Source organism: Tannerella sp. (assembly GCF_052170195.1).
GTDB lineage: Bacteria > Bacteroidota > Bacteroidia > Bacteroidales > Tannerellaceae > Tannerella.
Genome location: NZ_JBQNAZ010000015.1, coordinates 1 through 24,906, shown reverse-complemented (window position 1 = coordinate 24,906; position 24,906 = coordinate 1). Strand labels below are relative to the sequence as shown.

Here is a 24,906-nt window from a genome sequence, read left to right as displayed (position 1 = left end):
TTAGAGGCTGTCGTGAGATAGCCTTTAATTTTTTATATCTGTTTCATTTTTCTGCCCGAGGAGAAGAGAGTACCTTATCGGATAAGCTCTTAATCTGTTTCCATTCTTTATTCAGACTGTCGAAGAATGTATTCGATGCCATAGTCCGGCTATATTTTTGCTGCACCTCACGAGTCATATCGACCACCGATTCGTATGGTATTTCGCCCACTATCCGCGGACGGGGTGCGAATTGCGTGGAAAAAAGACTTCGGCTCGTGTCATATCCTACATAATGCAACCCTCCCAAATCCGAAAGACTGTACAATACGTCTACGGTTGAATAGGGACGTTTCGTATCGAAGACAAGATCGCTTCTCCGTCGCCTGTACTCGTCCGACATCCATAGGATGAAGGGTATCTCACACATGTAAGAGGAGATTTTTTCGTAAGCGTGACCGGCAAATTCACGCAAATCATATACTTCTTCGCCATGATCGGAGAAATAGAGCATGGCCGATGTCTTCTTCTCGCTCGCTAGCATGTCAATCATCGATGCGAGTAAATAGTCGTTATAACGTACCGAGTTATCGTACTGGTCGATCACCGTCTTGGCATCAGCGGTGAGCTGTATGTCGTGACGCCCGATGGGATGATGCAAATGGTTGAAATGCTCGAAAGTTTCGGGATAGCGGTATTTATATGCGATATGGCTTCCCATCAGATGCAACACGATAAGTTTGGGTTTGTCCGTTTGTTCGTGCAACGCTTGTCTCAGCGACTCGAGCACCACGCCATCCGGTTGGTTCAGTCGTGAAAGGTCAGTTGTATGTTGGGCCAGCCTCAGCAATGATTCGTAGCTAGAGGATGAGTTTTCGAAGGGCTGATTGCTGATCAGGTATGTTTCGTATCCCGCACGGTTGAATAATTCGAAGAGTGACGGTTGCTCCGTCAACTTCTCGGGATGCTCATGATCGGCAAAGGTCAACGCGGCTCGCAAGACGGGAATGGTATGCACTTGCGGCGAAACGACATCACGATAGACTTTCAGCCCGCTTCTCTGCTCCGACAGCAGTGGATTCGTATCCCTGCCGTAGCCGTAGAGCGACATGTGATGCCGGGTATGCGATTCACCGATCACAACAACCAACGTTTGAGGCGCTTTTTCGGGGAGCATTTTCACATCGAAAGGAAGTGTCTGGCGCTCTGCGATCTCTTTCTCTTCGCGCACTCTCTGCCGTTTGTAATCGGTGAAGACGCGATAGAAGTCGACGAAATAAATGCGCTGTGCCACCGGCTCGATAGCCAAAAATAACAACAACAGCAATACGCAGGTAAAAAAGGCGTTTTTATGCTTTCCCACACGGTGGAAAACGACTTGTTTCATCTTGAAAATCATCACGATGGGAAACAGTACATACAACGCAACCCCCATGACAATCCACGGGTTTACATAGGTGATAAATTCCTTGGCCTCGTCTGGATTCGTTTCGAAAAGCGAAGTAATCGTCCCCCCCGAAAGCAACACATTCGCAATCAGTAGGTAACTGAGCAGAATCGTACTCGGTATGATGGTAATTGCCAATAGAATGGAATAGAATATACGAATCCCTTTCGTCGTCATGAACGAAGAGAGGATGAAGACTACGGACAGCAGTCCGAAACTTACGAGGAAACCGGAAATCAGCGTTTTGGCCGGTATATTTTGAGCAATCAGGCTCATGGACGGAACGAGTAGCAGGATATACATTAAGAAGAATATCTGTAACTTACGCTCCTTGATTGTCTGATAAAACTTTTTCATCTGTCTTTAATCTGTTAATTTATATATCCCTCCCGGCAAAGCGGTGACATGTCCGGCAAGTTCGAGTTCGAAAAGCATCGGAGTTACTTGATACACCGGCAGGTCTATCGCCATGGCAAGCTCATTGATTTGCATCTCGCCTTCGTCGGCCAGTATTTTTACAATCGGGTGATCGGGTCTCTCAAGTTTCAACCGCAACTGTCCTTCAACGCTTGGACCGGTTGCTTCGGTGTCCCAGCAAAGGGCGCGGATCAGATCCTGTCCCGAAGTAATCAGGCCGGCTTTGTTCGTTTGGACCATTCGGTTGCATCCAGCCGAACACTCGTCGGTCGTCCGTCCCGGAAAGGTATAGACGTCGCGCCCGTATGAACACGCGATATCAGCCGTGACAAGCGCTCCGCCACGCTCTGCCGATTCGACGACAATCGTCGCATCAGCCAATCCGGCAATCAACCGGTTACGTTTCAGGAAATTTTCGCGATCAGGGTTTGTCTCACTGGGAAAATCGGTCAGCAGCCCGCCCTGTTCAAGCATTTCGGCCGCGGTATGTCGATGTCCGGCAGGATAAATCCGGTCTAACCCGTGTGCCAGAACACCGACAGTGGGCAAGCCGTTCTTTAAGGCACTGCGATGCGAACAAACATCAATGCCGTACGCCAATCCGCTGACAACAACTAAATCAGGATACACTTCGGCCAACTCTCTGACTAATCGTTCGGTCAGCATCCGGCCGTAATCTGTTGCGCGTCTCGTCCCGACGATACTGATGATCTTCTTTGCGTTCAGGTCTGCCTTGCCCTTGTAATAGAAAACGACGGGAGCATCCTGACATTCGCGCAGACGCTTCGGATAGTCATTCTCCGTGATAGCATAGACCCGAAGATTCTTTTTCCCGATAAAAGCGACTTCTTTCTCCGCCCGTTTTAAGGCATCGTTTTTCCCCTCATCGATCCGCCGGGCCGTATATTCGCCAATGCCCGGTATTTTCTCCAATATCCGCCGATGCGAAGTAAATACCTCCTCAGCTGTCCCGAAATATTGTAACAGCGCACGCGCCAACACATCGCCGACACCTTGAAGCATCGTCAAAGCAATCAGGGCAGTGTGATCGGCCGTCATTATGGAAAAGGGACAAACAGAACTTAATGAATCAGACGGTCGAAGTACTCGCCACGAGTCAGTTTCCCGTCTTGTACCATCACGGTCTCCACTCGTCCCGATGCAGCCAGAATCCCATCGGACTTCCGGTAAATATCCTGTTCGAATACGAGCTTAATACCTTCGCGTTTGAGATTTACGCACGACACGAAATGGTCGCCGCTTCGCAAAGAATGTTTGTATTTGATCTCTACCTTCGCCACGAACGCATCCAGTCCTTTCTCGTGCATCTCTCCGAAGTTTTCGCCGAGCGATTCCAGATATTCATGACGCGTATGTTCCATATAGTGCTGGTAATTGGCATTGTTCACCACGCCCTGCAAGTCGCATTCGTAGTCACGCACCTTCATCTCCAGCTTGAAAATATATTCCTTCATGTCCTTATTTATTATCTTACGGACGGGCAAAGGTAGGTATATTATGTGAACATACAAATCCCTACCGTTTGACTTTAACCATTTTATACATTATTATCTTGCAGGTGACAGGATCTTCAGCTGCAAATTCCGGCATTTGGACGAAAGAGGCTCCTCATGTTTCTTTCAACGATAAAACCTCTTTAGAAACAAATAAATATCGTATCTGTATGGCAGCTTCTTCCTGTCATCTTTTTTATCAGTTTAAAAAAATCGCTTCGCAGCAACGTTTCGCATGTTTTTTCCGTCTATAAAGATAGAAACTTTTTTACAGAAATAAAAAAGAAATAATTTTGCCGCACTTTAGTGTGGAAATTATTGCATATAATGTTGTAAATTAGAAAAGAACTTATGAGGAAGAAAATGTTATGTTTTGTTTGCCTCGCTGTATTGGCGATGAGTACGCGAGCGCAAGATGATCTGCCGGAAAGGAGACGATCCGCCTTCCATCCCCAACGCGAAGTGGCATTCGGGTGGGGATTAGTCGAAATTTCTTCTCCATCGTGGTGGGAGAGTCATGACTATCCGAATTGGTGGCGGACACCACTCGACCGGTATAATCAGGGACGATATACGTATGACGAGCGCCATTACACACAAGCACTTTCGCTCTCCTACACACAGGAGATGAAACGATGGCTCGCAGTGGGTCTTAATGTTTCCTATTCAGGGGTTTTTCAAAATCGCAGAGTCAGTGAATCATTCTTGATTGATGATACTTACCGTAAACACCGTTTCGCGTTCTATCCGACGGTACGTTTCATCTACCTCAACCGTCCTGTCGTGCGTCTCTATTCGGGGTTCGGACTGGGATTTGGCATGGAAAGCGAGAGAGAGTTTGGCATGCGCGAATACTCTCATCGAACGTTTGTAACCGGACAGCTCACTTTCTTCGGGGTATCCTTCGGACGTAACCTTTTCGGATCTTGGGAAATCGGATACGGAACGATGGGCTTCCTGAAGGCCGGTGCAGGTTATCGTTTCTGAAAAAAACAGTGGTTAAATATTCAAATATACTTACACAACTATGAAAATGAAACAGTTCCTTTTAAGTCTGACTCTACTGAGCATGACGTGCAGTTGCGTATATTACGATGAAAGCCGGCGCAGAACTCATCCTGGCCGTGTAGCGTTCGACTATACGTATAATGTGTTGGAAAAATACGCGACCATGCTCGAATACGCCTATCGTTTCAACGAATACTATTCGCAGACGGACCTCGCCAAACGCGACTCGGTCGACAAGCTCTATTTCAACAACGTAAAAATACTTCGTGGCGAAGAAGAAAACACTTGGACGCTTCGGCACCTTTCTGAAGATAAAATGCACATGTCTATCCGAACGAACGGACACAATCTCAATGCTCCCGGCACATGGACGGTGCGTGACTTATCTTCTTCGTCGGCAAAGCAACGGATCATCTACGAATTCGAGATTAAAAACGAAGACAGAAATACATGGAGCGTTGCCCGTCATAACAACCGGGACAGGGAATTCGAATATTCCTGCTCGTGGAAGATTCACTTCGGAAAAGGCGCGTCGCGCAAAATCGAAGGAGAGGGTACGCTGTTGAGTATCCAATCGCCCAAGCTCCAACTCGATTATACGATCGAGGTACCCTTGCGTATTGAGAAAACACGTGGTGAGGCCGGTTTTATGGATGGAATCATCAAAATACTGGCTACCGATGTAAGAGAAAAAAGAACGGAAGAAACAAAAGCCTGTATCACTTCACACGATAATGTCGAGATTCGTTACCTCAACTCCCGTGAACACTGGATGTACAACGGTCGATTGAGATTTTAACGAAGACGAAACGAATGGTATCGTAAAGACGGAAGACAAAGGCACGCGAGAGATTCAACACACAACATGCCTGAATGTTTTCCGGGGCAGACCGGGACGGAAAAAGACAATGCCCCATGTGCACGCATCGATACTGACTGTGGCGGACGGAAAGGCACAAGCCGTTCGCCACGCTTCATTTGTCTCCGGCGAAGCGTCGATTCCCCGGACGATCAGCAGGGTATCTTCATGGATATAGTCGGCACAGCATCGGAGCAGAGCGGATAATCCGCTTGCTGCTCCATCGAGCACGATGCAATCGGGATGTCCGAATTCAGCGAGTGCCTTGGGCAACGAAACCTCGTATGTCTCATAACGGACTTCGACAGGCGATGTGGCCCGCTCACGCAGCAAGCTCCGCGCCATATCGGCCATCACGGCATCCTGCTCCAAGGCAATGCCGTGTATCCCCCCCGAAGCATAGCTCGTCAGGCTGAGCGGAATCAGTCCCGCTCCGCTCCCGACCATGATAATGCGACATGGTTTGAAACGATTCGCCAGCCGGAAGAGCCACTCGCATTCATGCCGGGAAAGGCTTTGACACTTGGCTGCATTTTTATTTTTCATCTTTGCAGCATCTTGCAGCATCAGACGGGCAGCTTTCAGTTCGGTATAGGCATAGTACCCGTGTCGTTCTTCGAGCACGTTGGTAATCAAATCGAAGACGAATGGCGAATGAACTCCGTAACCTTTACGGCAGAAGAGATACCGATACAGACGCTTCAAAAAACGTTTCATGCTTTCCCGAAAAACTCGCCGATGGTATAATTCAGAAAATGGTTGAACGGCTGTAGCAGTTTGAAATCCTCGACGGTGCGATCTATCCAGTCGTCGGCACAGAAGAACGCCTCCGTTTTGACACTCGACACGACGAAACTCTTATATTTCAATATCTCACCGTGTTCAGCCTCGATGGGAAAACCTTGCGGCATCCGGCTGAGTTTGTCGCCTTCTAATTCACCGAATACTTTTCTGAACTTCGGGTCTTCGTAAATTTGGAGAAACTCGTCCATATTATCGAACAGGTCTTTTCGTAGTTGCTTAAGCATAGCCGGAGCAGGACACCATACGCCTCCCGAGAGAAACGGTTTACCCGGCTCAAGATGGATGTAATAGCCGCCGTAGGGACTGGTACGTCCACCGAAACCGGTCATATACGCTCCGAAATGAGTTTTGTAAGGCGTTTTATCCTGCGAAAAACGCAGATCCCGATAGATGCGATACACGCAACTCCGGGCATCCAGCCCGCCGATCTCGGGATCGAACGTGGTGATACGGTCGATCAGTTGCCTCACATGGTCGACGAAAGCGGCATGCAAAGCATCATACCGTTTCTTGTTGGCCTGAAACCATTCCCTGTTATTGTTTTCCTGAAGTTCCCGGAGGAACTCAAACAGTGCTCTATTCATCTGTCTGTCGTTTATCTGTCCGACAAAAATAGTGTAAAAATCCGGAATGTCTGTCCGAGTGTATTACTCTTTTTCGGGGAGTTGCCGAATCACGGTCTGCAACTGCTCCTCCGTGCAGACGCCTTTTTTACCGTCGGGGGCGAGCGTCGGCAACTGTTTCACGCTACGGAAAAACATTTCTTCCTGAAACTGCGAAAGCAGCGAACGGAGGTAAACCAGATGATCTTTCCTGCGCTCCGGCCTTTTCAGATATTCGGTCGCGAAAAGCATGTTGATGAAGAGGGCGCGCCGGCGATAGTCGTCAGACTGTTCCGCCATCTTAGAGGTTCGGTATCGCTGCCAGATGCATCCCAGCATATCGAACCGCTGACTCTCGGTCCAGAGTTGGTAATAGAGCACGTTCGCCTTGTCATGCTGGTTGTCACGATCAAGGGTTTCGGCCCGGAACCGTATCAACATATCGACTAAGGCAGGTGAGGGTTGCATGAGCACTTCGGCCTTGTCGAACAATTTGAACGCCCGTTTACGGTCGAAGGTACGTCCCAACGACGAACCGAGCAACAGGCAGACCTCGACGGATGTCGTATCTTTTTGGTAAGCATTCTCGAGCGGCTCGATCGCCTTCATGTATTGACCGGCATAATATTTGGCCGACCCTCCGTACTTTAACGTATTGTAGGAACTGTCGGCCTGTGCCATAAGCATGGAATAAACCGTATCGGCCTGTGCGTATTTCTGCATGGTAAACAGTGCAAGTCCTTTGCTCTGAAGCAGCAAACGGCTTTGGGGATGATATCGTAAAGACGTGTCACAGACGGCCACTGCCTCTTCCGGCTCTTGAAGCAACAGCAACAGATTAGACAGCGAGGCTGCCAACGACGCGTTTTCCGGCTCCCTTCGAAAAGCGTTCAGATAGTATCGAAAAGCCGAAACGGTGTAGTCCATCCGGTTGTAACAATCACCGATAAGGCGCATCAGTACCGAGTTTTCGGGGTCTTGTCGCAGGAGAAACTCATACCGTCCGATAGCTTTCGGATATTCTCCCTGCTGGGCATAGAGCCGGGCCAATTGATAGTTCGCGTAAAAGTCGGTCGTATCACGTGCGCGCAGTTGTTGCAGATACGTTTCCGCCTCCGCGATTTTACCCAGATTCGCAGCCATGCGTGAAGCCGTTGCCAGCAGATCCGTCCGGGTCGAGTCGATGGCCAGACAGCGCCGATAATAACGGTAGGCATCGCGGTATTTGAGCATCCCCTCGCAAGCCTGGCCGATGGCATACATCGTGGCATAATCGGCCGTGTCGGTCGGTTGCAGGGTGGCCGCATACGCCATGACCTCGGCATATCGCCGTTTATCGACAAGTTCCTGTAAAGCGACATGCTGCGCTATGCCCTCGCAGGCAACGAGAACAAGCAGCGAACAGAGTATTGATCTTGTTTTCATGATAAAGATATTTTTTTAACGACAAACATACGAAAAACTTACTTGAAATCAATCATAAAAGAAACAAGGTTGACTTCTTCGGGCAAGTTCAGCTTCTTGCGCAGGCGATAGCGTGCGGCTTCGGCTCCTCGAATCGTCAGGTTCAGCATGTTCGCGATCTCTTTCGAGGAATAGTTAAGGCGGAGCAGGGCACAGAGCTTAAGGTCGGTCGGGGTCAGCACCGGATACTGCTCCTGCAGTCGGCGGAAGAAATTTTCGTGAATCAAATCGAAATTTTCCTGAAACAGTACCCAATCGTCTTCGTCCGAGAGGTTGCTGTCGATAAGTGCGAGGAGTTTGTGACCTTCGTTCTTATTCATCTTCCCCCGGAGAATTACAGCTTGTATCTCGTGTTTCAACTTATTGAGAAACTCTTTTTGGTTGATGATGTTCATCGTAGCGCCTGCCAGTTCTTTGCCCTTGTGAGTCAGATCGGCTTCGAGCCGTTCGTTGCGCAAGGCTGTAATCAGTTTCTCCTGCCGGTCGAGCTGTGCCATCCGTTCCTTCTCCTGCTGTTCGAATAACGCGCTGCGTTTGCGCATTACACGACGTGTGTACAGCCGGATAAAAAAGAACATCAGCAGTATCGCGAGAAGCAGATAGCCGACGTCGGCCGTGAACGTCCGATACCACGGTTTTTGGATACGGAACGAGTAGGAAAGAACCGAAAGTTCCTCTCCAAGATCGTTGAGCACACGCGCCCGCAATGTATATTCACCGGCAGGCAGGTAGGCATATTCGATACGACGGTGATCGTCGGTAGTTATCCATCGTGTGTCGTATGGCTCCAGCAGGCACTCTGTCCGGAAAGCCTTCCGCGAGAAATCGGGGTACTGAAAAGCAAACGTCAGATGATTGAACGCATAATCGATCGGAGCCGGAGGTACATCGACCGACAGATGCTGACGCTGGTCGTTCCTGCGATTGTAGGCCGACACGGCATGCAGGCGTAACGTTTTCGGAGGGAAAGGGATACCCGATTGCGGCATGTATCGTGCGATACCACCGTCGAGGCAAAGATACGATACCCCATCGTTCGTCACATGTACGTTACCGCGTCCGCTGTTGGGCGGATGATTCAAAATGGCAAACGGAATTTTTTCGCGCAGACGATAGATATTGTCGCGCAGCCCGACAAGCGCATAAGCGCCGTCGCACACGAACCAGTACAGACTGTCGTTGATGGCGGTCATGCGGTTGACGTCTTCCAGTCCGCAGAGTTGTGTGTTGAGTTGCTCATAGAGCACGATCCGTCGGTCAATGTCGTCATAAGTATAAAAATGTCGGCCGTCGGAGAAGACGATACGCCCGCGCAGTTTCATCACGCGGATGTGTGCCGGGGTGCTGTCGGCAGGATGTAAATGGGGGAAATAAGTTGTCTCGACGACGGTGCTCAACGAATCGTTCAGTCGCAGCCGATAGACTCCTTTATACATGTGTCCGGCCCAGATATTTCCGGTATGGTCTGTCTCAAGGTGATGGATCAGGTCGTAGAACCCGTCAATCTGTCGGGCGAACATCCAGCGGCCGGCCTCGTTCCGGCGATAGACGGACAGGTAAGTGTATGTCGACTCGATCAGCACGTCCTGCTCATGCAGCCGCGCCTGACGGATATCCATCCCACCCGTGCTCGTTTCAAGGGGGAGATTCCGGTCGTTACGGATGAATGATGTGCCGCGGTTATTACCTGTAATCATCTGTCCGTCGAAGCAACGGATAAACCACGATTGCGTATCGAAGCCCGGCAGCCGGTCCATCTGCCCGTTTACCCCTGATGATCTGTAGACCCCCTGATTGGTGGCAAGATAGAGCCTGCCGTCGTAAAAAAGCATCTCTTCTACCAGACCCAACTGAATGCCGTCCGGTTGAAAGAACGACAATTCCGATCGCGTATGAACAAGGGAAATACCATTATCTAACGCAGCCCATACATGATGATCGCGATCGACGAACAGCCCGAGCACCGTATTGTTGTTCAATCCGTTCTGCCGATGAAGATGCCATCGCTTCGCTCCGCCTCGACCGATGGCGAACAATCCTTTATTCAGCGTACCGACGATGTAAGTCGAGTCGTGTGTACAGACCGCACGGTTGACGATGGCTGTGCGCAGTTCGGCATCGATATCCGTCGACCACGGGCGTATGGCACGCGTTCCCGGGTCGAAAATAAAGAATCCATGCTGCGACGAAACGAGCAGCCACTCCCTGCCGAAAGGCAGTACCGAAACAATATCGTCGTCGCCCACCTCCTCGCGCCCGAAAAATCGCTCTGTCTTGCCATTCTCGTTAAATCGGTAAAAGTCGTCATCGATCAGTTGCGAGACCAGCTCTCCGCCGGCCTCGAAGAAATAAAGCGGCGCCGGATAAGGACGGGCGTAGCGAATGGAACCCTCCGCCGGACGATAAGCGAAATAAGAGGAGAAAGATTGAAAGTAAATGACCGTCCCGACTTTATGAATCGTCCAGATTTCGTCGTTGCGGAAAAGATAATCCTTTACAAGCGGTTTGAGCGAATGATACGTGAGGCGGTGGGCGGCGTCGGCAGTAAAATATCCGAACTCTTCGAACGACCCGACATAGATGCGTTCGGGTCGCGCAGCCGTATCGACAAAAAGCGACTTAACAGATAAATGATTCGGTAACCGGTGCAGTTCCCAGTTGACTCCGTCGAAACGCAGCAGACCGTTGTTATTGCCAATATACATCACCCCGTCGGCACCCTGCGCCACAGCCCAATTCTGGTTCCCTCCTCCGTACATGGCCGTTGTGTAGTTGTAGACCGGGGGTACAAAAGGAATATTGTGTGCATAAACACCTCCGACAACGAGCGCACATCCCCCCCATATCAGGACAGCTATTCGTGCGATGCGTACCGAACGTTCCCACAGGGTCGAAGACCGGCGCCGACCGATTCGTCGTAAAATGTCTCGTCTGCTCATGGTCATGCAAATGTAATCGATTTCCCGATAAATGCAAAAAGAAGGGAAAAGGTACCATGAAAATTTTCGATAACAATTGTTAGAAGAAAGACTATAGCCATCGCCTAAACAAAAAAGGAGCTGCTTCAAAGCAAAGCTGCTTTTTTACTAAGTTATCTTGTTTTGAAATAGTTTTGTGATAGAGTTTAAGTGACAATCCGCATAATACACGGAATAGTTGCATGTTTATAGTTGACGTTCTATAACGTTTATTTAGGATGCGGCGGATATTTCTGCCCACCTTATGACAGCGACACAATAGATCCGCTGCTCGGCTCGATTGGCGGGCAACAGGTTAAAACGAGATCTGGAGTTGGATATCATCGCGACGGGAAGGGCAGAAAACAAAGAAGGAGTGTAACCGTCATTTCTTCCAGCAATCCTAAAGCGCGAGACACGGCTTGTCAGCAACGGCTTGAAACTTAAAAAATGTCAGTGAATTAATTGAATTGAAATTATGTTATATAACATATACAACTGTTGTTTTATTGTAAAAAGAAACAAATAGCTTTGTTGACTCTAAAAAGCAACTTGGAAATAATAATGAATCGTACAAAAATTTAAAAGACGATGCCGATAAACAGTAGATGCTTTTGCAGGTCCTACGAGGGCTTAACGAAGCCTTTGCCCCAATTATTAATTTATCATTATGGGTGGGGAGAGTCCTTTTTATACGCCAAACACCCAATCTACTTATCGTATTATTTTGAACAACAATATAATATTTATTAAAAACAAGGTAAAAATGAAACGCAAACATTTAATCTGTAAATGGCAAGGAATATGGTTAGCCTTGCTGTGGACAGTATCATTGGGAACGTTTGCTCAGACCATTACCGTACGCGGTACGGTTGTGGACGATACGGGCTTGACCGTCATCGGAGCATCCGTTGTGGTAGAGAATGACCGCACGATCGGTACGATTACCGATATCGACGGAAAGTATGTGCTGGAAAATGTGCCATCCGAAGGTAAACTGATCTTCAGTTATATGGGGATGCAAACCCAAACTATCTCGGTGGCTGGACGGACAACGATCAACGTGACGATGAAGACGGATGACAAGGTATTGGAGGAGGTTGTCGTGGTAGGATACGGCACGATGAAGAAAAGTGATTTGACTGGAGCCATCTCTAATGTGAAGGCGGACGATCTGACGCTGACAGGAAACGCCTCGGTCATGCATGCGATCTCAGGGAAAATCTCAGGACTGTATACCAAGCAGAACAGTGCACAACCGGGAGGCGGCATCGACATCCTGATCAGAGGGGCCGGTTCGATAAACGCAAGCAATCGGCCGCTCTATATTGTGGACGGGTTCCCTATTTCCGAGGTGGAGGATATGAAGGGGAAAGACCCGAAGATGAATCCCGGCACGCAAGGAGTGTTGAACTTCCTGAACCCAAACGATATCGAATCGATCGAAGTGCTGAAAGATGCCAGTGCGACGTCTATCTATGGAGCAAGGGCGGCTAACGGAGTGATACTGATTACCACGAAAAGAGGAAAAGCAGGACGGACAACCGTGTCTTATTCCACGAATTTCTCCGTACAGAAATACACGGATAAATACGATCTGCTGCCTCTGAACGAATGGATGACGCTCTATAACGAGGCCGGTTATGAAGAATGGCTATGGAAGAACAAAGTCACTCCCTGGGGGCCCAACAGCCTCAGCGAAGCCCAGAAAAATCCGGTCGACGGGAAGTTATACGCCCCGACCTATACGAACGAGCAGATCGCCGCTGCAGGCAGGGGAACCGACTGGTTGGGACTGATCACCCGCGACGGGCGGATACAGGAACATAATATCAATGTGAGCGGAGGAACCGAAAATACCGTCTACAACGTTTCTCTCAACTATTACGACCATATCGGAATTATCAAAAATACCGGATTGAAAAGGTATACCGTCAAATCGAACATCGATCAGAAGATCAATTCGTATATCAAAATGGGATTGAACCTGACCATGAGCAGGATCAACAATGATAATACCCAACTGGGGGACGGAAAATCCGAAAACTCCGGAATCATACGTTCGGCCATTATGATGGGGCCGCATATCAAAGCCTATGACGAAGAAACGGGAACTTATCCTCTCAACCCGCAGGTCGGAAATCAGGCGAATCCCTATTCCCTATTGAACAATATCGATAAAACCAATACCGACAGGCTGCTCGGGAATCTGTTTGTAGAAATAGCTCCCGTCGAAGGCCTGATGATCAGGTTAAACACGGGTTTGGATCGGGTGGCGATGTCAAGAGATACTTACCAGCCTAAGACAACTTTGAACGGAAGTAAACTGCGTGGTGTGGCTGCCGGCTACTCGCAGGATAACAATCAATATCTGATAGAAGCTACAGCGAACTATACGAAAGTATTCAACGACATGCACAGCCTGAATCTGCTTGCAGGAACATCCTATGAAGAGTTTGCGAAAAAAGGGCGTAACCTTGGGAATAACGACTTTATTACCGATGCTTTTATTTATAACAATATGGGAGCGGGAGCCGGTACGAAAACTGTCGGATCCGGCTATTCTAATACCAAGATGCAGTCTTATTTCTTTCGGGCGAATTACGTGCTGAAGAACCGTTATCTGTTTAACGCGACTCTGCGTGCCGATGGGGCAAGCGTATTCCCCGAAAATAATAAGTGGGGATACTTTCCTTCGTTTGCAGTGGGATGGACAATCAGCAGGGAAGATTTTATGAAGAATCTGACATGGTTAGAGAACCTTAAGCTGCGTACCAGTTGGGGACAAACCGGTAATGCAGACATAGGGATCTATGCGTTTCCAAGCTATGGGGCCAAAATGGCATATATAACAGGCAAACATACGCAGGAAATCGGAGTGTTCCTGAAACGGCTGGGGAACCCCGATTTGAAATGGGAGACGACGACCGAACTCAATATCGGCCTCGACTTCGGACTTTTCAACGGCAGGATAAGAGGCTCTTTCGAATATTACGACAAGGTTATCTCTGACCTGCTCAATTACAAATACCTGAATCTTTATCACAGCTTGGACAAGATCATGGCAAATGTAGGGAAAACGCAAAGTACCGGTTTTGAGTTCAACATCAGTACCCGGAATATTGAGACCAAAAACTTTTCGTGGAGCACTGACTTTACTTTCACCAAATTCAAAGACCGATGGAAAGAACGCACTCCCGACTGGAAGCCGAATGTTTATGAAAGAGAAGACGACCCTATACGCCCGATTTTTTCAAGAGTGGCTGACCATATCATGCAGGCGGATGAAACGACTCCTGCAGCTCAGCCCAAACTTCTGCCGGGACAGATCGTCATCAAAGATATAAACGGATACAAAAGGGATAAAGACAATAAACTGACAGTTGATGAGAGGGGATATTTTATACGGACAGGAGAGCCCGACGGAATGATCGATGACGCTGATACGCGGTTACTCGGCACCTCCGACCCGGGATGGCTCGCCGGTATGACCCATACATTCCGGTATAAAGACTTCGATTTGAGTTGCCAACTAAACGGGATGTTTGACAGGAAAATGATGAATCCAAGCTATACCGAGTTCGGGATAGGCGCCAACTCGATCTATTATGGCGGATATAATGCCTTGAGAACAGTAAAAGAGCGATGGACATTCAATAATCCGTCGACTACGCATCCTTCGTCTTACGTCACAAACGGACATAACTATACGTATGGAGACTTCTTCTATGAAGATGCCTGGTTTATCCGGGTACAAAACGTCACATTGGGATACACGCTGTCTCCGCGCACACTTGCGAAAATAAAGTTTATCTCAAGCTTGAGAGTCCATACGGATATCAACAACTTGTGCGTATTCACGCCTTATTCTGGGTTGGATCCCGAAACGGATTCTTTTCCGGCTGCCTATCCCAATGCCCGTACATTTAGTGTCGGGATCGACGTACAATTCTGATGAAAAATTAACAATGTGAATTATGAAAACAATACATTATATAAAAAATACGGTTTTTATACTGGCAGCGCTCCCGTTCTTCTTTTCGTTTAACGGATGCGCCGATCTGCAACCGGTCGATTATTCGGATATCCCATCTACAGATTTTCCAAAGAACGAGGAAGATATTAAATCTCTTGTCTTGTCATGTTACTATCCGTTGCGCCCGAATTGGTTCAATGGTATCCATGCAAGGAACGAACGCGGGGTAATGGTGATCAATGACGCCACAACAGAGATTCTCGGGAATGGCCAACGGATGTTTACAAAACGATTCATTGAAATGGACTATCATCCGGAGACGACAGATGTCACATGGTTCTACTACGGCAACGGACAGTATGACGACGGCGGTTTTGCCAATAAAGTCAGTCGCTGTACATTGGTGATGGATCAGATAGAGAGCAGCTCCTTGAGGGGAGAGCTGAAAGAGAAGTATATAGCTGAAGTGCGTTGTGCTAGAGCATTTCTCTCCTATATCCTATACGATATGTACGGTCCGCTCGTGGTGGCGCCACTCGAGGTGTTGAAAAAACCGCGTCAGGAAGACCCGCTTCCGCGCCTGTCGAGAGAAGAGATGGTGAAATTTATCGAAAACGATTTGCTCTATGCCGCGCAAAAACTTCCTATGCCGGATAAGACCGAATATGGCAAATTCAGCTGCGGATTCGCACGGATGTTGCTTATTCGCCTGTATCTGCACGAAGCGGCAACGGATAAAGTGTATTATGCGAAAGTGGAAACCTTATGCCGGGAGTTGATGAAACCGGAGTACGGTTATCAGTTGCAGAGCGATTATGTGAAAATGTTTGAATTGGGAGGACAGGGTCTTGCAAATAAGGAAATTATCTGGGCAATACCGGTCACAGCCGACAGCCCTGCCGGCGAAGGGAATGATTGGCACATGTTTGTCCTGCCGACTGATTTTAATCAGGAAGGGATGAAAAGTGGCTTCGGTGTAGCGTTAAGCACCTGGTGGTTCTATGACCGGTTCGAGGAAAAAGATGTCCGCAAAACGTACCTCCTGAAAGAATATACAAATAGCAAAGGAGCCATAATCACAAGAACATCTGAGAAGCCCCTGTTAGGCCCTATTCCCATGAAGTTTGGGTATGATCCGGGAGTTGTGGGAGCCGGTAAGAGTACGATCGATATTATCATCTATCGCTTTGCCGATGTATACCTATCGCTTGCCGAAGCGATCGCCATGAAGGAGGGTCATGCGACACAGGAGGCTGTAGATCTGATGAATGCCATCAGAGTCCGTGCGAAACTACCGGCTAAGCAGCTTTCCGATTTTGCGACTCTGGAATCATTCATCGATCAGATACTGACGGAACGCAGTCATGAATTTTGGTGCGAAAACGGCCAGTACCGTGCCGATCTGATCCGACACAATAAATTGACGAAAAGAGCGAAAGAACTTACCAATACAGCCTATGCAGAGAAGGAAAAGGAACTGTTTCCTCTGCCCAAAATAGTTATTGTCGACGGGAAAGGAAAGGTGCAACAAAATCCCGGATATTAGAGTGAAACGGGATGGTGTATCCGAAATTTCTGTTGTATGAACTGCCCTTATCCTTTCTCTTTAGCGGAGAAAGGAGAGGGGCGATATGAAAAAATGATGGGAATAAACAAAACGACGTTTGCGGTGATAACCGTAACATTGTTCAATGTATCGGCAGGTTTTAGTCAGAATCAAGGAATGGATACAGTGATGTCCCAAAGATATTGGGAGCAGTGGAACCCGGAAGTCCAAACGAAAATTGATAAAGATATTGATTTGAACAGGAAGATCGATGTGGAGATACGTTTTTCATCTATCAAAAAGAACAGTGACGTACAGATCGAGCAAATCGGGTATTCATTTTTGTTTGGCGGGAATCTTTTTCTGTTTGGCGATTTGGGAAGCGATGAACGAAACAAAAAGTATGAAGACCTGTTCGGCTCCTTATTTAATGCGGCTACTGTTCCTTTTTATTGGAAAACGTTAGAACCAGAAAGAGGAAAGCCGCGTTATACGAAGGGTTCTTCCTACATATACAGACGTCCGGCTCCCGATCCTGTAGTTGCATTCTGTAGTTCGAAAAATATAAATATGAACGGACATGCTATTATATACGGGCTGCGCTTGCACGGGCATCCGGAGTGGATGCCTGAGAACAGAAAAGAGATGGAAGAGATCTTTCGAAATCACATAAAAGACATTGCCCAACGTTATGGAAGCCGTGTTCAACGATGGGATGTGGTAAATGAATGTATCGATCAGGCTAATCGGGGAATAATGCCCGATGATTACACTTATAAAGCCTATAAGTGGGCCATGCAGTATTTTCCTGCGACGACTCAGTTGAACACCAATGAATGTGATATACATTGGGGACCGACCAGAAGATACGTTGAAATTGTGAGAGATTTGTCGGATAGAGATATACGCGTCGACAATGTGGGAGTGCAGATGCATATTTTCGAATCGGAGGAGTCTCGGCAGATTGCGGCGGGAGATGATAAGTTCCTGACGCCTGTACAAAATTATGCTGTTCTGAATTGTTTAAAAGAAACCGAACGTCCCATTCATATCAGTGAAGTCACGATTTGTGCGCCGGACAGTACCGTGAGAGGTTCCCAAATTCAAGCTATAATAGCTCGGAATCTTTATCGGTTATGGTTTAGCTATCCCGATGTGATGGGGATCACTTGGTGGAATGTGGTGGACGGAGGCGCAGCCAAAGGAGAACCCTCGTTTTCCGGAATATTTCGTAAAGATATGACATTAAAGCCCGTTTATAACGTGTTGGACAGTCTTATCAACCACGAATGGAAGACGAAATTGCGGATTGAGCCGGACAAGGATGGGAATATAAAATTTCGAGGATTCAAAGGGAAATATAAAATCACATGGAAAGATAGACAGAATCGAAAACAAGTTTGCTTTCTCGACCTAAATGAAAACAAGACAATCGAAATGACGAAATGAACAGAAGAGATTTTATTAAACAAAGCGTGATAGCCGGGATCGGCTGCAGCATGCCCGATTGGGCCTTTGGCGAATCGGTGGAGGAGAAATCAGCGTCCGGTACAGAACTTATTTGGGGCTGCCTGTTGCATCTCAGTTTCAATATGTGGGAAGAATATATTTCGCCTCACAGACCGTTCAGAGGTTACCGGCCTTATTTACGCATGGACGAAGCACTGTGGAATGACGCCATATCGGCGATGGCAAAGGCAAAAGTCAACACGGTTGTTATCGATTTGGGAGATGCCGTTGCCTACGAATCACATCCCGAGATAGCCGTAAAAGGAGCCTGGACTCCCCGTCGTTTAAAGAGTGAATTGTCGAAAATCCGCGCGATGGGCATACAGCCCATCCCTAAACTGAACTTCTCGGCAGGACACGATACCTGGATGAAAGAATATTCCCGCATGGTATCTACCGATACATACTACAAGGTTTGCGCCGATCTGATTCGGGAAGTCTCTGCTCTTTTCGATACTCCACCCCTGTTCCATTTAGGGATGGATGAAGAAACAGCCGAACATCAGTCGTATTATCAATTCGTACTGATGCGTCAGAATGATGCATGGTGGCATGATTTCTATTTTCTTGTGGATGAAGTAGAGAAAAACGGTTCACAGGCGTGGATATGGTCGGATTATATGTTGTGGAGACAACCGGAGACTTTTTTCAGGAAGATGCCTGCGACCGTTGTGCAAAGCAATTGGTATTATGGTGAAGAGTTCAATCCGGAGTTTCCTTATGTCAAAGCATATTTGGATTTGGAGAAGCACGGATACACTCAAATACCCACGGGGAGCTATCATGCCGACAATCCGCTGAGTATAAAAAATACGGTAACGTTTGCCGAAAAGTTTATTAGTCGTAATTTGTTGAAAGGCTTTCTTCAAACATGCTGGAAACCTACGATTGAAGAATATAGAGCAAGAATTTTAAAGGGTATAGCATTGATGGGAGAGGCGATTCATACTCTCCCTGCAGATTCGTGATCCGGTGTGCCTGTTGGTTCGCGCCACGCATAAATTAATTCAGGTTTATCCGACATATGAAGTGATATGGCAGTCATTCAATGCGTATGGTCTCAATGTGAGGTGTTTATCATCTCCGAAGCCATAATAAGCGCATAAGTTAATTGCGTATATTATTTTAGAGCTTGTTTAAAAATCACTAAATTTTTTCTCAAGCAGTTTCCGTATCAGTCAGATTATCTATTTCTTTGAAGTGACCAAACTTAAAAAAAGATGTATCAGACTGATTTAACGGAAACAGAGCGGCAATATATAACAAAAGTGTTGAACCTGCAAGAAAGAAAGCGAAAATATGATTTGTATGAAATAGGAATGCGATCTTCTATTTGGTGAAAACTGGCTGTTAATGGCGTATGCTTCCTTGGCATTTTGCTCCTTGGGAGCTGGTTTACTATTATTATCGCAAATGGTGCTCTTTGGGTGATTTTGATCTATTGTTGAGTAGCTTGAGAGAAAAAGTGTGTATTAAAATGGGCCAAAAAGCAGAATCGAGTCTGGGTATTATGGATAGTCAAAGTATACGTTCGGGAGATAATCACTCTCTCAAGGGTATCGATGGGAAATAAGAAAATAAAAGGGGATAAACGTCATGTAGTAGTAGGTAAAAAAGACCTCTGTAAAAGTTTTTTTTGATTCGGGTGTATGCCGATTATAGTCAATAATTTACATGCATAATTTTGATGTTTGTTTGCTGTTTGAATGGAGTTTTGCAGAGGTTTCAGAAAATGAATTGTTAAGGAGTGACTAGTTATCTTGATATTGCGCATAATCTACCTCAAAAAAAGAGAGCTGAATATGATTGGCATTACTCTCATTTAGAGGTCTTTCTGATACTCAACACATTCACCAAAACACGGCTTAAGAGAAGGCTGGATAATCCTCTTGAGACTTTTTCGGTAGCGTAAGGAATGGAGGAAGATCCCCCCAAAAAACGTTTAGGGCACTATTGGGATGAACCTTATTCGTTAACAAAATATCCCCCATATTGGGGATAGGATTTAATATTTAGTCACTCTACTTTTGCAGCCCGATTTTATCAACAAATTTAAACAAATATGAAGAAAATAACAATTCTATTGGTATTAACCATTTTGTGTACACTAACAGGCTTTTCACAGAAAATGACGACGGATGCGATGTTGTTCGGTCATGTGAAAAATAAAGAGACCCAAGAACACATCCCCTACGCTACGATTTTTGTAAAAGGAACGAAGTTAGGAACAGCGGCCGACGGTACCGGCCATTTCAAGCTGGCGCATCTGCCGGCAGGAAAACAAATAATTATCGCCCAGTATGTAGGATACAAGCCGCAAGAAATGGAAGTAACCATGATCCCGGGCAAAGGTACGGAAGTGTATTTTGAAATGGAAGAAGACGTGTTCAACCTTGAGCAGGTGGTGGTGACGGGAACACGCACACAGCACTACGTAAAGAACGTACCCATCCGCACCGAAGTGGTTACTTCGCAGGCGTTGAAAAACAAGAATGCATGGAACGTTTTCGAGGCGCTTGAAGGAGTGCCGGGCATCCGTGTAGAACAGCAGTGCCAGTTCTGTAACTTCTCGATGGTGCGCATGCAAGGACTGGGTGCCGAACATACGCAGGTGTTGATCAACGGACAGCCGGTTTACTCGGGACTTGCCAGCGTGTACGGTCTGGAACAGATCGGTACGGGCGACGTCGATCGCATCGAAGTGGTGAAAGGTGCCGGATCAGCTCTGTATGGCAGTAGCGCGGTAGCCGGAGCCATCAACATTATCACGAAAGAGCCTTCGGCCGTACCGTCCATTTCGGCCGATGTACAGTTCGGCAATCACGGTTCGAACGTGTATAACTTCTCCTCGTCGATGCGCAATGCACGCGGCAACATCGGACTGAGTGTCTATGCACAAAAGATCGACCACGACGCCATCGATGCCACGGCCGAAGGAAGCACACGCAGCGAAGTAAACCGGAAAGACAGCATTTCCGACCGTGTAGCCTCGAAACTTCATAACCTTGGTTTCTCGTTCTACGTAAACGATCCCTTCTTCGGTAGCGATAAGCTCGTGCTGCGCGGCAAAGCCATCAACGAAAAACGCGAGGGAGGAAAAATAGCCGACGACTATTACAAGAATCCGTTTACGGATGGTACGGAAAACATCATAACGAATCGTTACGAAGCCGAACTGAACTATACCAAACATTTCGGTGAGAAATATGAACTGAATTTCAGCAATACCTACATCCATCATAAGCGCGAAGCAACAAACGACTCTTACCTGAACGATTACCTGAGTACCCACAACGACTCGACGCCCAATGTACTCGATATGCGTCCGTATCTGGCGAAAGAGAAGTCGTTTATCTCCACTCTCACGTTCGGAGCGAAGCTGGGCAATCACAACCTGCTCTTTGGGGCACAGTACTACACCTCACGCCTCGACGAGTCGGGGATGTATGTCGTGGTAGACTCGACAAGCAGATATTTCGGAAACTCATATAAATCGGTGGCCAGGAAGCATGCCGACGAATTCGGAGCTTTCGTACAGGACGAGTGGCAGGTTACATCGCGTCTGACGGTCGTTCCCGGTGTGCGCATCGACCATCATTCGTCGGGCGAAGAATATACTTCGGACAAGAAAGTCTTCGACAAGGATTTTCCCCAGACACGTTTCAAGGAAACGAGTGTCAATCCGCGTCTGGCCATCAAATACCTGTTATCTCGCAACATCACCCTGCGCGCGAACGCCGGGACAGGGTTTCGTGCCCCGTACGGCTTCTCCGAAGACCTGCACTTGTGCAGCGGGTCGCCGCGCGTATGGAAATCGTCGGAGCTGAAACCCGAAACGTCGCGTAGCGCCAACTTCTCGGCCGATTATTACGGAAACCACCTGCAGGTCAGCGCCAACGTATTTTACAGCTACCTGAAAAATAAGATTGACTTTGCCGATGCCGACGATAACGTGAAAAATCTCGGCTATACGTATCAATGGCGCAATGTCGATGACGCCGTTGTGCAAGGCGTTGAGCTAACTGTGCTTGCCAATCCGGTACGTAACCTGAACATAGGAGTAGACTTTGCCTTCAACCACGGTACATATAAGAACGAACGTGAGGATTGGAAAGAAACGAAATATAAGAGCATCAGCAAATATATCCCACGTTTCCCGACAACGACCGGAAGCGTGAAGGTAGAATATACGCCTTCCACATGGCACTTCATGCTCTACGGACTGTATCAGGGAAAGATGTATATCGACTACATCAGCGAGCAGGAAGGTATGTCGAAGATCAAGGAAACATCACCATACATGACTTTCAACGCACGGGTATCGAAACGTTTCGGAATCGTTAAACTGTATGCCGGCGCGAATAATATCTTCAATTATCTGCAAGACGAAAAACGGCTCGATGATGCCGCTTTCATGTATGCTCCGGTTTACGGAACACTCTTCTACGGAGGTGTCTCCATCAATATTACACATTAATAAAGACCTGATCTTTTTTTATTCTTTGGGTGGTTAGTTGAGAAGAGGATGGATTTTATGCCATCCTCTTCATTTTTTTGTAAAAACACCTCCCGCAACTTACGGTTTAAGGTCTGCGACCCGCCAAAAGTTTTGTTTTTCTACGTCCGTTTCGTTATATTTGCAAACATAACACCCCAAAACACAATGCAGATGAAACAAAAATACAAGCTCTCCACCCATCACGATATACGAAGCGCATTCGAGCGCGACCTTCCGCACATTGTTGCACTCGCTTCGTCGAGCCGCGACGAGACCGAGTTCAAACAACAGCTGAACGAACTGCTGCTCTCCGAAGACGTCAATCTCAATGCCGTGCGAAACATCGCGCGACTGATCGCAAACGACGGAAAAACCATTTTCGAACTCTCGACCGAATCCGAGATCGAACTCAAAACCATCTCGCTCCTCTGGCAATTTCTGACCGGACGGCTGCATGACGATCACGATGTTTCCGTCGATTTCCTGACCGATCTCTATCACCAGTTCATGCGACTCTATACGCCGGAACGCTCCGCGCCGTCGTCGGCTCAGGTATTGCAATGGATGAAACGATGGCCGAGCGGGCTGAACGAAGATGTACGCGCCATCCGCCGCGAAAACAAAGAGCGAATCATCGCTCAGCTTATTCGTCGCATCGAACGACGGCACGCCGCATCGAATCGCTACGTCTTTCCCGAAGGGTGCAGTGACGAAGCAAAGCGACACCTCATGAAAACATGGTGGAACGATCACCGTTTTCACCTCACGTTTGCCGTAAAGAGCGCCGATGAGCTGAACCGGATGCTGGGGTATACGCTGTCCGAAGAAACGATGCAGACCTACCGCAAGGCGCGGGAGAAAGGTATCCCGGTCTTCGTAACCCCTTATTACCTGTCGTTGCTGAACCCCACCGGTCGGGGATACGACGATCAGACGCTGCGCAGCTACGTGCTGTACTCGCCGCAACTTGTCGATACATACGGCAAGATACGCGCATGGGAGAAAGAAGATGTAGTCGAGGCCGGTAAACCGAATGCCGCGGGATGGTTGCTCCCCGACGGACACAACATCCATCGCCGCTATCCCGAGGTGGCCATCCTCATCCTCGACTCCATGGGACGCGCGTGCGGCGGACTGTGCGCATCGTGCCAACGCATGTACGACTTCCAAAGCGAACGGCTGAACTTTAACTTCGAAGACTTGAAGCCCAAAGAAAGCTGGGAGATACGACTGCGTAAACTGATGAAATATTTCGAGGAAGATACACAATTGAGGGATATCCTCATCACCGGAGGCGATGCGCTGATGAGTCAGAACAAAACGCTGCGCCATATCCTCGACGCCGTTTACAAAATGGCGGTAAACAAACGAAAAGCGAACCTGAAACGCCCCGACGGCGAGAAATATGCCGAGATGCAGCGTGTGCGGCTCGGCTCGCGCCTGCCGGTCTACTTGCCTATGCAGATCAACGATGAACTGCTGGTCATTCTACGTGAATTTAAAGCCAAAGCATCGGCCGTAGGGATCAAGCAGTTTGTTATCCAAACACATTTTCAGTCACCGCTCGAAGTAACGCCCGAAGCCCGCGAAGCCATTCGCCGCATCCTCTCGACCGGATGGAGCATCACGAATCAACTCGTTTACAACGTGGCCGCCTCGCGTCGCGGACACACGGCCAAACTGCGCAAAACGCTTAACGCGCTCGGCGTACTCTGCTATTACACCTTCTCCGTGAAAGGGTTTGAAGAAAACTATGCCGTATTTGCGCCTAACAGTCGTTCGATGCAGGAGCAGCAGGAAGAGAAAGTGCTCGGCAAACTCGACGACGAAGCCGAATTTCTCTCGCTTCTCAAAAACAGCAACGATCGCGGGACTGCTATCCGGCACTTCTGTGAAGCAAAGAATATCCCTTTTGTGGCAACCGATCGAAACGTGCTCAACCTCCCCGGCATCGGGAAAAGTATGACTTTCACGCTGGCAGGCATCACCCCCGACGGCAAACGGGTTCTGGAGTTTGACCATGATCATACGCGCAAACACAGTCCGATTATCGAACGCATCGGCAAGGTCTTTATTCGCGAGAACAAATCCATCCTGCAGTACATTCTTCAACTTCACGAAATGGGCGAAAAGCCCGAACATTACGCCGGCATCTGGCATTTTACCGAAGGCGAGACGGAGCCCCGCTTCCCTCTGTACGATTATCCGGATGGTGACTTGCAGATCACCTATAATTACAGCCATTGCGTGTTCTGACAAACCTCTTCTTTTACAGGGCAACCGCATCAAATCTTTAGTAGCTTTTTGAGGTAGTCCATATTCAGAG

At 47.9% G+C, this 24,906-nt stretch carries 15 protein-coding genes; 8 read left to right on the top strand and 7 right to left on the bottom strand.

Annotated elements, in window-relative coordinates; all coding sequences use genetic code 11:
- Window positions 1–43: 43 nt before the first annotated feature.
- The 3 genes from ACTTKA_RS06035 to ACTTKA_RS06025 are packed head-to-tail and all read right to left on the bottom strand — an operon-like array spanning window position 44 to window position 3,318.
- Complete coding sequence (locus ACTTKA_RS06035) at window positions 44–1,783, bottom strand: sulfatase-like hydrolase/transferase (RefSeq protein ID WP_442724328.1); 1,740 nt, start codon at window positions 1,781–1,783, stop codon at window positions 44–46.
- A gap of 6 nt (window positions 1,784–1,789) precedes the next feature.
- Window positions 1,790–2,902 carry a DNA-processing protein DprA gene (dprA, locus tag ACTTKA_RS06030; protein WP_442713097.1) on the bottom strand — a complete coding sequence of 371 codons (1,113 nt, stop codon included), beginning with the start codon at window positions 2,900–2,902 and terminating at the stop codon, window positions 1,790–1,792.
- A 23-nt stretch (window positions 2,903–2,925) separates the two neighbouring features.
- On the bottom strand, window positions 2,926–3,318 hold the full coding sequence (locus ACTTKA_RS06025) for an acyl-CoA thioesterase (protein WP_046825580.1): 393 nt from the start codon (window positions 3,316–3,318) through the stop codon (window positions 2,926–2,928).
- Window positions 3,319–3,708: 390 nt separating this feature from the next.
- Between ACTTKA_RS06025 and ACTTKA_RS06020 the strand changes: the two genes are divergently transcribed.
- The gene (locus tag ACTTKA_RS06020; protein ID WP_442724327.1) at window positions 3,709–4,344 is read left to right on the top strand and encodes a hypothetical protein; all 636 of its coding nucleotides are present in this window, start codon (window positions 3,709–3,711) and stop codon (window positions 4,342–4,344) included.
- Between the two features lie 46 nt (window positions 4,345–4,390).
- Window positions 4,391–5,164: a hypothetical protein gene (locus ACTTKA_RS06015; protein ID WP_442724326.1), complete on the top strand. Its 774-nt coding sequence runs from the start codon at window positions 4,391–4,393 to the stop codon at window positions 5,162–5,164.
- Between the two features lie 54 nt (window positions 5,165–5,218).
- On the opposite strand, the gene ACTTKA_RS06010 is transcribed toward ACTTKA_RS06015, so the two are convergent.
- The 4 genes from ACTTKA_RS06010 to ACTTKA_RS05995 all read right to left on the bottom strand — a co-directional run bounded on the left by ACTTKA_RS06010 (window position 5,219) and on the right by ACTTKA_RS05995 (window position 11,033).
- Window positions 5,219–5,941, bottom strand: coding sequence for a hypothetical protein (locus ACTTKA_RS06010; RefSeq protein ID WP_442724325.1), 723 nt, complete (start codon window positions 5,939–5,941; stop codon window positions 5,219–5,221).
- A complete protein-coding gene (locus ACTTKA_RS06005; RefSeq protein ID WP_442713101.1) occupies window positions 5,938–6,612 on the bottom strand; it encodes a DUF2461 domain-containing protein in 675 nt (224 codons plus the stop codon). Before ACTTKA_RS06005 ends, ACTTKA_RS06010 begins: the two co-directional genes overlap by 4 nt.
- Window positions 6,613–6,675: 63 nt before the next feature.
- On the bottom strand, window positions 6,676–8,055 hold the full coding sequence (locus ACTTKA_RS06000) for a tetratricopeptide repeat protein (protein WP_442724324.1): 1,380 nt from the start codon (window positions 8,053–8,055) through the stop codon (window positions 6,676–6,678).
- A 38-nt stretch (window positions 8,056–8,093) separates the two neighbouring features.
- Window positions 8,094–11,033 carry a triple tyrosine motif-containing protein gene (locus ACTTKA_RS05995; RefSeq protein WP_442724323.1) on the bottom strand — a complete coding sequence of 980 codons (2,940 nt, stop codon included), beginning with the start codon at window positions 11,031–11,033 and terminating at the stop codon, window positions 8,094–8,096.
- Between the two features lie 784 nt (window positions 11,034–11,817).
- On the opposite strand from ACTTKA_RS05995, the gene ACTTKA_RS05990 reads away from it, so the two are divergent.
- The 6 genes from ACTTKA_RS05990 to ACTTKA_RS05965 all read left to right on the top strand — a co-directional run bounded on the left by ACTTKA_RS05990 (window position 11,818) and on the right by ACTTKA_RS05965 (window position 24,836).
- On the top strand, window positions 11,818–15,006 hold the full coding sequence (locus tag ACTTKA_RS05990; RefSeq protein WP_442724322.1) for a SusC/RagA family TonB-linked outer membrane protein: 3,189 nt from the start codon (window positions 11,818–11,820) through the stop codon (window positions 15,004–15,006).
- 22 nt (window positions 15,007–15,028) lie between these two features.
- Window positions 15,029–16,573 (top strand): RagB/SusD family nutrient uptake outer membrane protein, encoded by a 1,545-nt coding sequence (locus ACTTKA_RS05985; protein ID WP_442724321.1) that lies wholly within the window; start codon window positions 15,029–15,031, stop codon window positions 16,571–16,573.
- Between the two features lie 93 nt (window positions 16,574–16,666).
- The gene (locus ACTTKA_RS05980) at window positions 16,667–18,022 is read left to right on the top strand and encodes an endo-1,4-beta-xylanase (protein WP_442724320.1); all 1,356 of its coding nucleotides are present in this window, start codon (window positions 16,667–16,669) and stop codon (window positions 18,020–18,022) included.
- Entirely contained in the window at window positions 18,019–19,050 is a 1,032-nt protein-coding gene (locus tag ACTTKA_RS05975; RefSeq protein ID WP_442724319.1) for a Tat pathway signal protein, read from the top strand. The genes ACTTKA_RS05980 and ACTTKA_RS05975 overlap by 4 nt, the downstream gene beginning before the upstream one ends.
- Before the next feature lie 1,094 nt (window positions 19,051–20,144).
- On the top strand, window positions 20,145–22,559 hold the full coding sequence (locus tag ACTTKA_RS05970; protein WP_442724318.1) for a TonB-dependent receptor: 2,415 nt from the start codon (window positions 20,145–20,147) through the stop codon (window positions 22,557–22,559).
- Between the two features lie 192 nt (window positions 22,560–22,751).
- Complete coding sequence (locus tag ACTTKA_RS05965; protein WP_442724317.1) at window positions 22,752–24,836, top strand: KamA family radical SAM protein; 2,085 nt, start codon at window positions 22,752–22,754, stop codon at window positions 24,834–24,836.
- The last annotated feature ends 70 nt before the right edge of the window (window positions 24,837–24,906 follow it).

What these genes read in the sequence shown, in the direction of transcription:
- ACTTKA_RS06035 (WP_442724328.1), bottom strand. Translation starts at nt 1,783, where the DNA reads ATGAAAAAGTTTTATCAGACAATCAAGGAGCGTAAGTTACAGATATTC.
- dprA (WP_442713097.1), bottom strand. Translation starts at nt 2,902, where the DNA reads ATGACGGCCGATCACACTGCCCTGATTGCTTTGACGATGCTTCAAGGT.
- ACTTKA_RS06025 (WP_046825580.1), bottom strand. Translation starts at nt 3,318, where the DNA reads ATGAAGGAATATATTTTCAAGCTGGAGATGAAGGTGCGTGACTACGAA.
- ACTTKA_RS06020 (WP_442724327.1), top strand. Translation starts at nt 3,709, where the DNA reads ATGAGGAAGAAAATGTTATGTTTTGTTTGCCTCGCTGTATTGGCGATG.
- ACTTKA_RS06015 (WP_442724326.1), top strand. Translation starts at nt 4,391, where the DNA reads ATGAAACAGTTCCTTTTAAGTCTGACTCTACTGAGCATGACGTGCAGT.
- ACTTKA_RS06010 (WP_442724325.1), bottom strand. Translation starts at nt 5,941, where the DNA reads ATGAAACGTTTTTTGAAGCGTCTGTATCGGTATCTCTTCTGCCGTAAA.
- ACTTKA_RS06005 (WP_442713101.1), bottom strand. Translation starts at nt 6,612, where the DNA reads ATGAATAGAGCACTGTTTGAGTTCCTCCGGGAACTTCAGGAAAACAAT.
- ACTTKA_RS06000 (WP_442724324.1), bottom strand. Translation starts at nt 8,055, where the DNA reads ATGAAAACAAGATCAATACTCTGTTCGCTGCTTGTTCTCGTTGCCTGC.
- ACTTKA_RS05995 (WP_442724323.1), bottom strand. Translation starts at nt 11,033, where the DNA reads ATGAGCAGACGAGACATTTTACGACGAATCGGTCGGCGCCGGTCTTCG.
- ACTTKA_RS05990 (WP_442724322.1), top strand. Translation starts at nt 11,818, where the DNA reads ATGAAACGCAAACATTTAATCTGTAAATGGCAAGGAATATGGTTAGCC.
- ACTTKA_RS05985 (WP_442724321.1), top strand. Translation starts at nt 15,029, where the DNA reads ATGAAAACAATACATTATATAAAAAATACGGTTTTTATACTGGCAGCG.
- ACTTKA_RS05980 (WP_442724320.1), top strand. Translation starts at nt 16,667, where the DNA reads ATGATGGGAATAAACAAAACGACGTTTGCGGTGATAACCGTAACATTG.
- ACTTKA_RS05975 (WP_442724319.1), top strand. Translation starts at nt 18,019, where the DNA reads ATGAACAGAAGAGATTTTATTAAACAAAGCGTGATAGCCGGGATCGGC.
- ACTTKA_RS05970 (WP_442724318.1), top strand. Translation starts at nt 20,145, where the DNA reads ATGAAGAAAATAACAATTCTATTGGTATTAACCATTTTGTGTACACTA.
- ACTTKA_RS05965 (WP_442724317.1), top strand. Translation starts at nt 22,752, where the DNA reads ATGAAACAAAAATACAAGCTCTCCACCCATCACGATATACGAAGCGCA.